Raw genomic sequence first — 14,204 nt, forward strand, 5'->3', positions numbered from 1 at the left:
GTTTTATTTGTGCAAACGATAACTTTCTGTTATCGCACGGTTTCCGGTTTCGGTCACGGTACAAGGGTTAGATCCGGGGAGTCGTTTTTCCAGTAAACGGGACACGTGTCCCGGTCAAACAGCACCTCTCCGGCGCGGTATTTCAGGCTGCAGCCGCTGGGGCTGCCGTCATCGTTCAGCAAAATGGCCCAGAACTCGCACGGTCTGCCGTCCGTGTCGGTCAGCGTGAAGTGCAGCTCGGTGCCGTCCTCGGTGCGGCCCTGTGTTCCCTCGGCGGTGCCGGTCAGGGTGCCGTTCCACCCGTCCCATTCCACGCTCATGCAGCAGCTGCCGTCCGGCAGGAAGGTCATCCAGCGGATTCCCTTTGCGGCCTCGTCTCCGGCGCGGTAAGTGCCCCACAGCCTGCGGGGGATGGCGGTGTAGCCGATGTCGTCCCATGCCTCGGTGCGCTGAAAAACGTACCAGACCTCACTGCCCTTTTTGGGGCCGGTGGACTGCATCCGCAGCGAACCGTCCTCCATCATGGAGATGGTCCAGCAGCTTCTGCTGTCCTCGCTGAGACATTTCAGGTTCCAGCCCTGACTTTTTTCCCCGTCCCAGCCAGTCACAGCGCCGGCATTCAGCTCTCCGGTGCGGGTCTCGGCAACGGACTGGATCTGCGGGCTGACGTATGTTTCCCGGATGAAGGAGACGGTCACCGTGCCGGTGATCTCGGCCTTTTCCAGCCGCAGGGTAAAGCTTTCGTTGCGGTCGGCGGGGGCATAGCTTTCACCCTGCGTCACCGCCGTGACTGCCATCCACTCGGCCAGCACCTGCTGCTCCCAGTCCTGCGGCAGCGGCTGCGCGTCCAGCGGAATGGTCGGTGTGTCGTCCACATACTGCTCCTGCGCTGCGCTGGACCGCCTGACCACGAAGGAAGCGTTCCCCGCTTCGTCAAACGAAAACGGCAATTCATCCAGCGTAGTCCACCATGCGGTGTTGCCCTCTTTCAGGCTGTCGGGAGGCAGCAGCCCCCGCTCACAGGCGGCCTGCTGGTCCAGCTCATCCCGGCGCTTCACGTCGCGGTACAGTGCTTCTTCCAGCGCGGCGGGATCTGCCCCCATGCGCTGCAGCAGCTGGGTGGCGGTGAGCTGGTTTCCGCTTTCAAAGTCGAAGCACCAGCCGTTGTGGAAGGGGGCATCCGTACCGCCATAGCAGCTGCTGACCACAAGGCTGACGCAGTCGCCGTACCAGCTGGCGTTCCAGTTCATCTCAATGCAGATGTCCCACGAATCCGGGTCGGCTGCCTCCGGGCAGTCGGCGTACTCCTGCACATCGTATTCGTAGTAGCGGGCGATCTCGGCGTTGATGCGGGCGGCGTCGGCGCTGTCGCTTTCCAGCCGGGGCAGATGGATGTTCAGCCGGACGGTGCTGCCGTTCTCTGCCTGCACCACCTTTTCAAGGGTGTACTGCTCGGTGATCGCCGCGGTGGCGTGCATGGAATCCGGCGGGGTCGATTTCAGCTCCCGGCTGTCGGCCGGACGGGCAGAGGCCGCGGCCCTTGCCCCGCAGCCTGCCAGCAGCGCCGCCAGCAAAACTGCCAGCGCGCCGCAGAGAGTGATGTGTTTCATCTTGCACCTCCTTGTCTGCGGGCTCAGCTGCGCCGTGGTCAGGCATCCGGGCAGCGGATCAGCTGCAGCTGGGTCTTTCCCTCGGCAAAGGGGTTCTGCCCGTCGATCATGGTAAAGCTCAGGGTTTCGTTGTACAGGTCGTACTTCACCGCCGCCACAAAGGTGATGCCCGGCATCCCGTCCGCCGTCTCGTTGGCAGAGACACCCAGCACCATGCCCTCCGGCACCACGCCCAGATAGTCGGCGTAGCCCTGATAGAAAACGTTGTTGTCCTGCACGCCCATCTGGACGGAACCATTGCTTTCCACGTCCATCCAGTCAAACTGGTTGTCAGACATGTCGTTGAAGGCACCGACAGCCTCCGAGGGGATCTCCTGCATGTTCCACTCTGCCGTCAGGGGAGCAAGCTCCAGCACAGAGCCATCCTCCTGATGCAGAATTACCTCTTTGCCGCTGCGTTCCAGCGCCACGCCCTGATTTGCAATATAGATAGGGTCCTGACAGACCAGAGCATTTCCGAACATGAGGCAGTGTAGCACGTCCACGTACTCCACCACGCCGTCCTTCGTCAGCAGATAGACCACCGGGTGGAAGGATGCGCCCAGCTCTCCGATGCACAGGTCGATATACTCATTATAGATGCCAAGGATGGGGTAGGTGCGGTCCTGTTCCAGCCGGATGCCGTAATCCGTGTCCCATGCGGCGGTCTCTGGCGTGCGGCGCAGGGTGATGGTGCCCTGTGTTCCTTCCAGCTGCACCGAAGCGCTGCCGTAGGTATCGGTCAGCACCGTCTGCGGCTGCGGGTCAGCAGCCTGCAGCGGGATCTCCACATCCAGCTGCCGCCAGCCGCTGCCGGCGGGGGAGCTGCACCCGCCCCGGAGCACCAGCCGGTCCTGCTCCGGCAGCAGGCACAGATCCTCCAGCTGGTTGTTTTCCAGCGTGTTCATCCGCATGCTTGCCAGATTGCCGCCGCTGCGCAGGCCCTCGTAGTAGCCGCCCTGCGCCATGCGCCGGTCAAAGGTCTGCATGGCCCCGCGCAGCATCTGCTGCTGCACGGCATCCGGGTCCAGCCCCATGCGCTGCAGCATTTCCGCCACGGAGACCTGCTTTTCGGTGGCAAAATCGAAGCACCAGCCCCGGGAATACCCCGGGTCGGAGCCGCCGTCGTAGCGGAACACCACAAGGCTTACGCAGTCGCCGTACCAGTAGGCATCCCAGTTGATGTAGGTCTCCGGGCACCACTCGTCCTGCTGGGGCTCGATCTCCGGGCTGTCCTCGTACTGTCGGAATTCTGCCGCATACATGGCGGCAAGCTCATCGTTGAGATAGGCGGCATCCGGGCCGTCGCACACAAGCTGCGGCACATGGATGGTCAGCTTCTGGGTGATGCCGTACTCGTCCCGGATGGTCTTTTCCAGCGCGAACTGCTCGGTGATGCGGTCTTTTTGTGCTGTCTGCACCGCCGTGTCTGCGGTGCTCTGGGGGACAGTGCCGGAGCCTGCGGGGGCAGCGGGAGCCGCCGCGCCGCCGCAGCCGGTCAGCCAGAGAGCCGCCGCCAGCACCGCAGCGGCAAGGCGTTTGTGTTTCATGGTCCTTCTCCTGTGTTCTCAGCCGTAGCTGCGAGCCATCTGCAGCTGGGTCTCGCCCTCGGCAAAGGGGTTCTGCCCGGCGATCATGGTAACGCTCAGGGTCTCGTAGTACAGGTCGGTCATGACCGCTGCCACAAACTCGATTGACGTCTGCCCGGCTTCGGTCTCGTCGGCAGAGATGCCCAGCACCACGCCCTCGGGCACCACGCCCAGATACGCGGCGTCGCCCCGATAGATGCGGCTGTTGTCCTGCACGCCCAGCTGAACGCTGCCGTCGCTGCCCAGATCCAGCCAGTTCCAGCCGGTTTCAGAGGTGTAGTTGTAGGAGCCGGTGACGGAATAGGGGATCTCCTGCGCGCTCCACTCTGCCGACAGGGGAGCCAGCCCCAGCACAGAGCCGTCCTTCCGGCGCAGGTTCACCTCGCTGCCGCAGAGTTCCAGCGCCACACCGTTGTTGGCAAAGTAGATGGGGTCCTGACAGATCATGGCGTTGCCGAACATGAGGCAGCGCAGCACGTCCACATACTCCACCACGCCGTCCTTGGTCAGCAGATAGACCACCGGGCGGAAGAAGCCGTCCGCCTGATCCCCGATGCACACATCCACATATTCATTGTAGGCGCCAAGGATGGGGTAGGTGCGCGTCTGTTCCACCCGGATGCCAATGTCGCCCCATTGGTCGGTCTTTGGCGCGGGGCTCAGGGTGATGGCGGCCTGTGTTCCCTTCAGCTGCACCTGCACACCGTCGTAGGTGTCGGTCAGCACCGGGGTGTCGGCGGGGGCGGCGGGGGTCAGCGGAATCTCCACATCCAGCTGCTGCCAGCCCCAGTCGGTCTCGGAGCAGTACTTGCCCCGGAGCACCAGCCGGTCCTGTTCCGGCAAAAGCAGGCACAGGCTTTCCAGTTCATTGTATTCCAGCGTGCCCATCCGCATTTCCGACAGGTTCCCGCCGCTGCGCAGGCCCTCGTAATACGCGCCCTGCGCCATCTCCCGGTCAAAGGTCTGCATGGCCTGCCGCTGCACCTGCGCCTGTACTTCGTCCGGGTCCAGACCCATGTGCTGCAGCATCTCGGCTGTGGTGAGCCGCCTGCCGGTGGCAAAATCGAAGCACCACCCGCTGTAATACCACGGTGCTTCGTCGTAATCGTGGCTGCGCATCACAAGACTGACGCAGTCGCCGTACCAGTAGGCGTCCCAGTTGATCTCGGTCTGTGAGCACTCTTCGCCCTGCGGCACCTCAGCGTCCGGGTAGCTTTCATAATCCTTGTATTCCGCCACATACATAGCGGCAAGTTCTTCGTTGAGAGCGGCGGCGTCCGGGCTGTCGCACACAAGCTGCGGCACATGGATGCTCAGCTTCATCACGCCGATCATCTCGCCCCGCACCGTCTTTTCAAGGCTCCACTGGTCGGTGATGCGCTCCTTTTGCGCCGTCTGCACCGCTGCGGCTGCGGCGCTTTGGGAAGCTGCGCCGGAGCCTGCGGGGGCCGCGGGGGCAGCTGCGCCGCCGCAGCCGGTCAGCAGCAGCGCCGCAGCCAGAACCACAGCAGCAAAACATTTGTGTTTCATGGCTGTCTCCTTTCACTTACAAAGCCCCGGGCACACAGGAGGATGGGCAGTGCCCGGGGCCGGGAAATTTCCAAAGATCAATGGGAGAACTTTTCGCCCACCACCAGTGCGATGAAGTAATTCTCACCGCCGATGTTGCGCACCGACATGGCAAAGCAGTGTGGGTTGTCTACCGCCATGTTGATGCCTTCCGACATATAAGTCAGCCACTTCTGTCCCTGCGCCTCGTTGGTGGGGTATTTCAAGGTCTCCAATTTGTTCGTTCCTTTCGGTCCAATCGATCCAAGGCCCGCAGTAAAATAGCGATCATAGATGGGATACCCCTTGTTAAACAGCGTCTGTTTGATCTCCGCTTCCTTTACCTTTACATCGTTTTCGAACTTTGTTGCGTCAACGACCGGATTCCCCTCCTTTACAAAGGGGCTGATGAGAAGGTCGGTAAGTTCTTCCAGCTCCTTCTCATAGACCAGCTCCATCAGACCATTGTCCCTGCGGAACTGATTGAGGGCGTCCAGTGCCTGCTGGACTCTGATGTCATTGGAGGGCGTCGGTGCGCTGGGGGCACCGCCGCAGCCTGCCAGAGAGAGCGTCACAACGGCTGCGCCGGTAAGGGTGAGGAATTCGCGTCGGTTCATCTCTTTCATGGGGGTGCTCCTTTCACTTACAAAGCCCCGGGCACGCTGTGAGGCTTCCGTACCCGGGGCAAACAGGGGGATGTTTTGATGTCTTGTTATCTTATGCCGTTTTGTTCCAGAACACGGTAGCGATCATGTAGGTCGTGCTCTGAACCACCGGGCAGTAGATGCTGATGAACTCTGCCTTCCGGCTGAGACTATACTTCAGGATTTTATCCACAAATTTCTGAACCACCGCACCCTCGCAGGAATACTCAAACGTCAAGGATACCTCCATATTTCCTTCCTCGCCAGTCGGTTCGGAGAAACCGGCAGCGCCTCCAAGATCATACTTTTTCTTCATTGAGATTTCCCACTTTTGAATATCAACCAGTTTCTGCATGTCTTCCGTAGTCAGCGTATGCACCGATTCTTTTGCGTCCTCGAAGATTCCTCCTTGGATTTTTATGGCTCCCTGCGCCTCCTGATTGAGAATCAGCTGCTCATGGTCAACCAGATTTGCATTAAAATTTTCCTTCCAGACCTTGTTGATGGCTGCCAGCAGCTCGGCTTCCTTGCCGGTGGGTGCTGCGGGTGCGGAAGGTGCGGAGGGGGCGCCGCAGCCTGCCAGCGAGAGCGCCACAACGGCTGCGCCGGTAAGGGTGAGGAATTCGCGTCGGTTCAGTTCTTTCATGGGGGTGCTCCTTTCTTCTTATAAAGCCACCGGGCACGTTATGAGGTTGCCGTGCCCGGGGCGGGTGATGTGCTTTAAAAAATCAGCTGCGGCTCAGCGCAGATCCGACAGGGGTGTTACAACTACTTATTGTGCCGCCTATCCGACAGAGGCGCTATCACGATATAGTCCGTTCCCGCAACGGTGGGGCAGTAGATGCCGAGATCTCTGGTTTCCATGTCCATGGCATTGACCATCTTAAGGAACGTATCCTTGAAATTCTCGCCGCTCAGTTCATACGGGATCGTCAGCTCCATGCCATAGTCATGGAGTTCAGGGTAGCCCAGCACATAGCTGCACCCCACGACCCCCTCTCGCAGAGACATCTCTGATCCGTACTTTATCTGGAGGGCCTTCCGTCGTTCCTGCATCTCTTTTTCAAAGGCAGCGTTCTGCTCCGGGGTCATCTCCACCTCTGCCTTGTCCGCCTTCACGCAGGGACTGACAAAGTGTCTCGCGAAGTCGGATGCATCCTGACTGTAGCCCAGCGTTCTGATCATTTCAGGGTGTCCCCGATCATTCCAATAGTCTATGAGCGTCTCGTTGAGGGCCTTAAGGAGGTCCAGCTCCTTTTGGGTGGGTGCTGCGGGTGCGGGAGGCACGGAGGGCCCGCCGCCGCAGCCTGCCAGCGAGAGCGCCACAACGGCTGCGCCGGAGAGGGTGAGGAATTCGCGTCGGTTCATCTCTTTCATGGGGGTGCTCCTTTCTGTTGGTCCCCCTGCTTTTTAGGGGGCTCTGGTTTGGGTGTTACGAAAATCAACTTTCCGCATGAAGGCTTCCCCCGGTCGGGGGAAGCTGTCACCGCAGGTGACTGATGAGGGCGCAGGACAACAGCATTTTGCCCTGAATACCCCTCATCCGGCGCTACGCGCCACCTGCTCCCCCTTTTGTCGCTATTCGACATTTTCCCCCGGTGCGGGGGAAATCTGTCCCCAAGGGGTGAAGGCTTTTTCTCCGGGTCAAGCTGCAAAAAATGATTTCCGTAGTCGGGTATTCTCTGCACTTGCAGTCCGCTCCATCTTATGCTATCCTTATGAATAGAATCCGCAGATGCCTGTTGACACGTTTTGTGCACAGCGACAGGCTTTCTGCACCGGCGCAGGACTTTTTCTGGTTGTACTGTACCATACCCGGGAAAAAATTGCCCCCTCAGAAAAGCCGTTTTTGGGGGGGCAATTCCAAAAAAATTTTTGGGGGTTTGGGGCTTCCCCCTCAAAAAATCCCCCCAAAAAGCCCAAAATTGGGGGGATTTTGGGGCAGTTCCCCCCAAAAAACAGGCAGCTGCAGCCCTGCCTGTGCCGGTTTTCCCCCTCTGGCTGCAATGTGCGGAAAGGAGTCATGATAAATGGAACGAAGGACATTTTTAAAGCTTGCGGCGCTCGTCCCCGGTCTGGCACTTGCGGGCTGCGGCGGCAGCAAGACCCTGCTTTCTCCCAAGGACCCCACCATGCTCAGCATCTGGCATGTGTACGGCGAACAGGCCGACTCGCCCATGAACCGCCTGCTGACCGAGTTCAACGACACGGTTGGCAGGGAGAAGGGCATCCTGCTCAACGTGACCAACATGACCAACAGCGCCGCCATCGGCGGCCAGCTGCAGGACGCCAAGGCCGGCAAGCCCGGCGCGCTGGACCTGCCGGACCTGTTCTCGGCCCACCCCGCGGACGCCAGCGCTCTGGGCATTGAGGACCTTGTGGACTGGAACGACTGGTTCACCGCCGAGGACATGGCGGCCTATGTGCCCGGCTTTGTGCAGGACGGCATCATTGACGGGCGGCAGGTGGTGTTCCCGGTGTCCAAATCCACCCAGCTCATCTTTTTGAACGGCTCCCAGTACGCCCGGTTTGCGGCGGACACCGGGGCGCAGCTTTCCACCCTTGCCACATGGGACGGCTTTTTTGAAATGGCAGGTACCTACCGGCAGTGGTCGCAGGGCAAGCCCTTCTGCGCGCTGGATTACCCCCTGCGTCTGGTGGAGCTGAACGCGCTGGAGCAGGGCAGCGCAGAGCTGTACAAGGGCAGCTGGTACGATCTGACCAACGAGACCTTCCGCGCTTCGTGGATGGAGTTTGCCCGGGCGCTGGTGCAGGGCGATATTCTGGTGTCGGACCTGTACTCCAACACGCAGGTGATGACCGGCGAGACGCTGGCGGGCCTTGGCAGCTCTGCGGCCATCCTTTATTACAATGATTTCGTCACCTACCCGGACAACACCACCGAGCCCACCGACCTGCTGCTGGCTCCTTTGCCCCACGCCGCAGGCACCGCCACGCCCCTGATGCCGCAGGCCGGTGTGGGCCTGTGCGCCTTCAAGACCACCGACCAGAAGGCCGAAGCCGCCGCCGTGTTCCTGCGCTGGCTCACCGAACAGCAGCGCAATCTGGAATTTGCCGCCGATACCGGCTACATGCCGGTGTCCAGCGCCGCCTTTGACGCCATTGCGGACTATCCCTTTGAGCAGCAGAGCTATCAGCGGCTGTACGACGTCTACAACGAAATGCGCATCCAGAACACCCCCCTGTCCGAACCGGGCATCGTGGGGTACCACGCCAAGGCCAAAACCTTGTACGACAGCCTGCGCCAGCGCCAGAAGGACTATCCCCAGCGCCTTGCGGACGGCGAAACGCTGGAAGCCCTTGCCGAGGAGACATGGCAGCTGCTGTGTGACAATGCCTGAGCCTGCCGCTCAGCCGGAAAGGAGGGACTTTGATGCACTTTGTTGACCGGCACCGTGAAAAGATCCGCCAAAGCCCCATGAGCAGCCGGCTGCTGTGGGCCTGCCTGCTGCTGGTGGTGCTGCTGGTGTTGACCTTTGGTGCGGCGCTGTTCCTGTTTGCCAGCCTGCACAACACCAAAAAGGACATCAGCCGCAGTCTGCAGATCCAGTTTTCGGTGTTCCAGAACGATATGGAGCGCTATTTTGAACAGCTGGCGGTCATGGGCGTGAACCTGTCCGAGGACATGAGTGCAGAGGTGGACAAGGAGCTTGCCCTGCGGCAGATGTCCTTTGCCCAGCTGAACGACTCTCCCGAGGTGCTGAACGCGCTGGAGGAGGAAATGATCGAGCCGCTGTGCCGCCGTCTGCGCCAGACCGGCTGTTCCGGCGCCTTTGTGCTGCTGGATGCCACCGTCAACACCCGCATGGAGGGGGCAGAGCATTCCCGCGCCGGGCTGTATGTGCAGAAAAGCGGTGCCGACACCCCCACCGTGCCCCTGCTGCTGTACCGGGGCAGTGCGGAGGTGGGCAAGGCCCACAGCGTGATGCCCCACCGCAAGTGGCGCATGGAGTTCCAGACCGACCAGTTCCCGGACTACGACCGCTGGATGACCCCCGGCAGCGCCCCGCTGTACCAGTCCTATACGCTGACCGAGCGGTTCGAGCTGCCCGGCACCTCGGAGGAGGTGCAGCTGTTTTTGCTGCCTCTGCGGGGGCGGGACGGCACGATGTACGGGCTGTGCGGCTTTGAGATCAGCGAGAGCTACTTCAAGCAGAACTTTGCCCAGCCCACCGGCTTTGACCGGCTGAGCTGCCTGCTGGCCCCGGCGGGGGACGGCCTTGCTGCCGATGCCGCCCTCAGCAGCGGCACCACCGGCGGCTACTACCATGCCCCCCGGGACACGCTGATGCTGCGCAGCATGGGCGGCGGGCTGACCCAGTTGACCGGCCCCGACAGCGCCTATGCGGGCATCTCCCAGCTGTGCCGCCTGAGCGAGAGCCAGTCCTACCGGCTGGCGGTGTGCATCCCCATGGCAGACTACCGGAGACTGGTCTTTTCCGGCAATCTGCAGATGCTGCTCATCGGCCTGTTCATCGCCTTTTTCGTGGTGTTCTGCTGCATGAACTTCCATCGGCGCATCCTCTCGCCTGCGTTCCGGCAGTTCGAGGAGGACCGGCGGGAGTCCCGGCGGCGGATGGACGAGCTGCAGCTGGAACGCCAGCAGATGCAGACTGAGCTGTCCCGGCTGGCGGACGTGTGCCGCAACGAGTCGGTGCCCGATGCCTTCCAGACCTTTGTGGCGGGCATCCCCACCCTGACCAAGACCGAACGCCGCATCTTTGACGGCTACGCCGCCGGGCTGCGCACCCGGGAGATCGCGCAGCAGCTGGATATCAAGGACAGCACCCTGCGCTTCCACAACAAGAACATCTACGACAAACTGGGTGTCAGCTCCCTCAAGCAGCTGCAGCAGTTCGTGGCGATCCTGAATTCCGGCAGCGGCAGCGCCCCGGACGAAAACGCCCCGCCGAAAGGCCGCTGAACGGAATGCTCCCGCACCGCTATCCCAAACACCTTTACTTGAAATAGACCTGAAATGGTGGTAGAGTTGAGAAAAACAGGAGGAAGCAGCATGTGGTTTGTTTTTGCGTTGGGGTCAGCGGTATTTGCCGCATTGACTTCTATTCTTGCGAAGATCGGCATTGACGGAGTAAATTCCACGCTTGCCACGGCCATTCGCACTGCAGTTGTGCTCCTGATGAGCTGGGGCATGGTGTTTCTGACGGGAACACAGACCGGCATCGGGGATATTTCTCACAAAAGCTGGCTGTTCCTGATCCTATCCGGCCTTGCCACGGGTGCAAGCTGGCTGTGCTACTATCACGCTCTGCAGATCGGTGCAGCGTCCAAGGTGGTTCCTATCGATAAATTGAGCGTGGTCATCACGCTGGCACTGGCATTTTTCATCCTGCATGAGCCGTTCACGGCCAAAAATCTGATCGGCTGTGCGCTCATTGCGGCAGGAACCTTGTTCATGGTATTATAAAAACAAGAAATGGCTGCGACACGTTGCGCGGTGCTGCAGCCTGCAGATCGAGCACTTTCGTCTGATATGACTATTATTTTTGAACAAATGCCTTGACATCTTATGCGGACTGCGTTATTATAAAAACAATAAAAGTTTGTTCAGAGAATCGAGCAGAACAAACAAGAGGGAAAGCAAAAACCCTTTTGTTTGCTCTGCTCTTTTTCTTCTGTTCGGAAAACAGAGCGATCAGGAGGTATTTATGCTGGATGTAGCGATCATCGGCTGCGGCGTCATCGGCGCAGCAAGTGCCTACGAGCTGTCACACTACCGGCTGCAGACCGCGGTCTTTGAGGCGGAAAACGATGTGGCAGACTGCACGACCAAGGCCAACAGTGCTATTCTGCACGCCGGATACGATCCCGAGCCGGGCACCCGGATGGCACGGCTCAACGTGGAGGGTTCTGCACTGGCCAAGGAGATCTGTGCCCGTCTGGATGTGCCGTACCATCAGTGCGGCAGTCTGGTGCTGGCCCTCAGCCCGGAGGAGCTGCCCCACCTGCAGAAACTGTATGAGAACGGCATCGCCAACGGCGTGCCGGGCATCCGGCTGCTTTCCGCAGAGGAAACGCTTGCCATGGAGCCGAATCTGGCCTCCAATGTGGTTGGCGCGCTGTATGCGCCCAGCGCCGCCATCGTCAGCCCGTGGGACTTTGCACTGGCCATGGCAGAAGTAGCTGTGCGCAACGGCGTGGAGCTGCACCGCAGCTGCCCTGTGACCCACATTGAAAAGACTGCCGGCGGATGGGCACTGACAACGCCCGATGGCATCGTGGAGACCCGCTACATCATCAATGCGGCAGGCATCTCGGCACAGGCCGTGCACGATATGGCTGCGCCCCACAAATTTACCATCCAGCCCACCCGCGGCGAATACTACCTGCTGGACAAATCCGAGGGCAGCCGTGTGCACCACGTCATCTTCCAGTGCCCCAACGAAAACGGCAAGGGCGTTCTGGTCGCGCCCACCGTCCACGGCAACCTGCTTGTTGGCCCGGACGCCGTTCGGGTAGAGGGCGACAACACCGCCTGCACCGCTGCCGGTCTGGCTTTTGTCAGCGCCGCAGCCCGCCGCAGCGTGCCGAGCATCCGGTTCGGGGAGTCCATCCGCAACTTTGCGGGCGTCCGCGCCAATGTGGATACGGGCGACTTCGTTATCGGCGAAGCAGAGGGCGCGCCCGGTTTCATTGATCTGGCCGGTATGAAATCGCCCGGCCTGTCCAGCGCCCCGGCTGTCGCAAAGGAAGTTACCAAGATCCTGAAGGCCCACGGCGACCTGCCCGCCGCCAAGACAGACTACAGGGACGGCCGCACCAGAGTGCGCTTTAAGGAGTGTTCGCCGGAAGAAAAGGCCCGGCTCATTGCGGAAGATCCCGCATACGGCCGCGTGGTCTGCCGCTGCGAGACGATCACCGAGGGGGAGATCCTGAACGCCCTGCGGGAAGAGATCCCCGCCACCACCATCGACGGCGTCAAGCGCCGTTGCGGTGCCGGTATGGGCCGCTGTCAGGGCGGCTTCTGCGGGCCGCGGGTGCTGGAGCTGATCAGCAAAACGCTGGGCATCAGCCCGCTGGACGTGCTGCAGGATAAAGCCGGTACCAACGTCTTACTGTGCGAAACCAAGCAGGAGGAAAATCACCATGATTGATCTGGTCATCGTCGGCGGCGGCCCGGCAGGCCTTGCCGCAGCTTACAGCGCATGGCAGCATGGTCTGCGCGATATTCTGATTTTGGAGCGGGACAACGAACTGGGCGGCATCCTGAACCAGTGCATCCACAATGGCTTTGGTCTGCACCGCTTTGGGGAGCAGCTCACCGGCCCGGAGTATGCCGGCCGATGCATTGAACTGCTGCAATCCACCGGCGTGCGGGTGGAGCTGGGCACCATGGTGCTGGAGGTCACCCCGGACAAAAAGATCCACTGTGTCAGCCGGGAAAAGGGTTATCAGATTTTGGAAGCCAGAAGCATCATCCTCTGCATGGGCTGCCGGGAACGCACCCGCGGTGCCATCGGCATCCCGGGCACCCGCCCTGCCGGCATCTACACCGCCGGTGCTGCCCAGCGCTATGTCAACATGGAGGGCTATCTGGTAGGCAAGCGGGTGCTCATCCTCGGCAGCGGCGACATCGGCCTGATCATGGCCCGCCGCATGACGCTGGAAGGGGCCAAAGTGCTGGCCTGCGTGGAGGTCATGCCGTATTCCGGCGGCCTGACCCGCAACATCGTGCAGTGCCTGCAGGATTTCGACATCCCTCTGTATCTGTCCCACACCATCGTGGATATTCAGGGCAAGGCCCGCGTGGAAAAGGCCATCGTTGCCAAGGTGGACGAGAACCGCCGCCCCATCCCGGGCACCGAAATGGAATTTGATGTGGACACCATCCTGCTCAGCGTTGGCCTGATCCCGGAAAATGAGTTGACCCGGCAGGCCGGGATCCCCATGGATCCCCACACCAAGGGCGCTGTGGTCTACGAGAATATGGAGACCGGTATCCCCGGTGTGTTCGCCTGCGGCAACGTGGTGCATGTGCATGATCTGGTGGACTTCGTTTCGGGCGAAAGCGACCTTGCCGGTGCTTCTGCGGCGGCCTATGTTTTGAAGGGCGAAGCCTCCGATACGGTTGTGCTTGACCTTGTCCCGGGCAATGGCGTGGGCTACACCGTGCCGCAGCGGGTGCGCCCCGCTGATGTGGACAGGAGCGTGAATATTTCCTTCCGCGTGCGGCAGAACTACGGCCCCAGCCAGATCACAGTGGCCTGCGGCGGCAGGCAGTTGGCCCGGTTCAAGCGCCAGCGCATGGCACCCGGTGAGATGGAGCACATCACCCTTCCAAAAGTCCTGCTGGAAAAAGCGGACGGCCCTCTGACCGTCGCGGTAGAGGAGGTTATTGCAGAATGAGCCGTATCAAAGAAGTTATTTGCATCTGCTGTCCCTGCGGCTGCCACTTGCAGGTGGACCCGGAAAATGATTATAATGTAACGGGAAACGCCTGCCCCAACGGTGCCGCCTACGGCAGGGAGGAACTGACCCACCCCACCCGCATCCTCACCAGCACCGTGCGGGTAGAGGGTGGACTGTATCCGCGCTGCCCGGTAAAGACTGCGCAGGCTGTGCCCAAAGAGAAGATGACCGAGGTCATGGCTGCGCTGGACCGCGTCACCCTGCACGCACCCGTCCGCACCGGGCAGGTGGTGCTGGCCGACGTGTGCGGCACCGGCGTGGACATTGTGGCGACGCGAAATCTGTAATATACACTCCTGAAACGATACGGAGGTAGCAAAAGC

Annotated in this window: 12 protein-coding genes; 6 read left to right on the forward strand and 6 right to left on the reverse strand. The window is 60.8% G+C overall.

Features of this window, described 5'->3' with window-relative positions; translation table 11 throughout:
• Positions 1-53: 53 nt before the first annotated feature.
• The 6 genes from ACNSPV_RS06890 to ACNSPV_RS06915 all read right to left on the reverse strand — a co-directional run bounded on the left by ACNSPV_RS06890 (position 54) and on the right by ACNSPV_RS06915 (position 6,807).
• The gene (locus tag ACNSPV_RS06890; protein ID WP_348583966.1) at positions 54-1,610 is read right to left on the reverse strand and encodes a hypothetical protein; all 1,557 of its coding nucleotides are present in this window, start codon (positions 1,608-1,610) and stop codon (positions 54-56) included.
• Between the two features lie 38 nt (positions 1,611-1,648).
• Positions 1,649-3,199, reverse strand: coding sequence for an acid-shock protein (locus tag ACNSPV_RS06895; RefSeq protein WP_348583965.1), 1,551 nt, complete (start codon positions 3,197-3,199; stop codon positions 1,649-1,651).
• A gap of 18 nt (positions 3,200-3,217) precedes the next feature.
• Complete coding sequence (locus ACNSPV_RS06900; RefSeq protein ID WP_348583963.1) at positions 3,218-4,768, reverse strand: acid-shock protein; 1,551 nt, start codon at positions 4,766-4,768, stop codon at positions 3,218-3,220.
• A gap of 77 nt (positions 4,769-4,845) precedes the next feature.
• On the reverse strand, positions 4,846-5,412 hold the full coding sequence (locus tag ACNSPV_RS06905; RefSeq protein ID WP_348583962.1) for a twin-arginine translocation signal domain-containing protein: 567 nt from the start codon (positions 5,410-5,412) through the stop codon (positions 4,846-4,848).
• A 91-nt stretch (positions 5,413-5,503) separates the two neighbouring features.
• Entirely contained in the window at positions 5,504-6,076 is a 573-nt protein-coding gene (locus ACNSPV_RS06910; protein WP_348583961.1) for a twin-arginine translocation signal domain-containing protein, read from the reverse strand.
• Between the two features lie 122 nt (positions 6,077-6,198).
• The gene (locus tag ACNSPV_RS06915) at positions 6,199-6,807 is read right to left on the reverse strand and encodes a twin-arginine translocation signal domain-containing protein (RefSeq protein WP_348583959.1); all 609 of its coding nucleotides are present in this window, start codon (positions 6,805-6,807) and stop codon (positions 6,199-6,201) included.
• Between the two features lie 653 nt (positions 6,808-7,460).
• Here ACNSPV_RS06915 and ACNSPV_RS06920 point away from each other — a divergent pair.
• From ACNSPV_RS06920 to ACNSPV_RS06945, 6 genes are all read left to right on the forward strand, one after another.
• Positions 7,461-8,792, forward strand: a complete 1,332-nt coding sequence (locus ACNSPV_RS06920) for an ABC transporter substrate-binding protein (protein ID WP_348583957.1) — start codon at positions 7,461-7,463, stop codon at positions 8,790-8,792.
• A gap of 32 nt (positions 8,793-8,824) precedes the next feature.
• Complete coding sequence (locus tag ACNSPV_RS06925) at positions 8,825-10,375, forward strand: helix-turn-helix transcriptional regulator (RefSeq protein WP_348583955.1); 1,551 nt, start codon at positions 8,825-8,827, stop codon at positions 10,373-10,375.
• Positions 10,376-10,465: 90 nt separating this feature from the next.
• Positions 10,466-10,879, forward strand: coding sequence for an EamA family transporter (locus tag ACNSPV_RS06930; RefSeq protein WP_348583953.1), 414 nt, complete (start codon positions 10,466-10,468; stop codon positions 10,877-10,879).
• Between the two features lie 241 nt (positions 10,880-11,120).
• Positions 11,121-12,566, forward strand: coding sequence for an NAD(P)/FAD-dependent oxidoreductase (locus tag ACNSPV_RS06935; RefSeq protein ID WP_348583952.1), 1,446 nt, complete (start codon positions 11,121-11,123; stop codon positions 12,564-12,566).
• Positions 12,559-13,818: an NAD(P)/FAD-dependent oxidoreductase gene (locus ACNSPV_RS06940; RefSeq protein WP_348583950.1), complete on the forward strand. Its 1,260-nt coding sequence runs from the start codon at positions 12,559-12,561 to the stop codon at positions 13,816-13,818. Before ACNSPV_RS06935 ends, ACNSPV_RS06940 begins: the two co-directional genes overlap by 8 nt.
• Positions 13,815-14,168, forward strand: a complete 354-nt coding sequence (locus tag ACNSPV_RS06945; RefSeq protein ID WP_249238263.1) for a DUF1667 domain-containing protein — start codon at positions 13,815-13,817, stop codon at positions 14,166-14,168. Before ACNSPV_RS06940 ends, ACNSPV_RS06945 begins: the two co-directional genes overlap by 4 nt.
• Positions 14,169-14,204 lie beyond the last annotated feature (36 nt).

The organism is Faecalibacterium sp. 3 (assembly GCF_048323735.1).
In the GTDB taxonomy this organism is placed as follows: Bacteria; Bacillota; Clostridia; order Oscillospirales; family Ruminococcaceae; genus Faecalibacterium; species Faecalibacterium wellingii.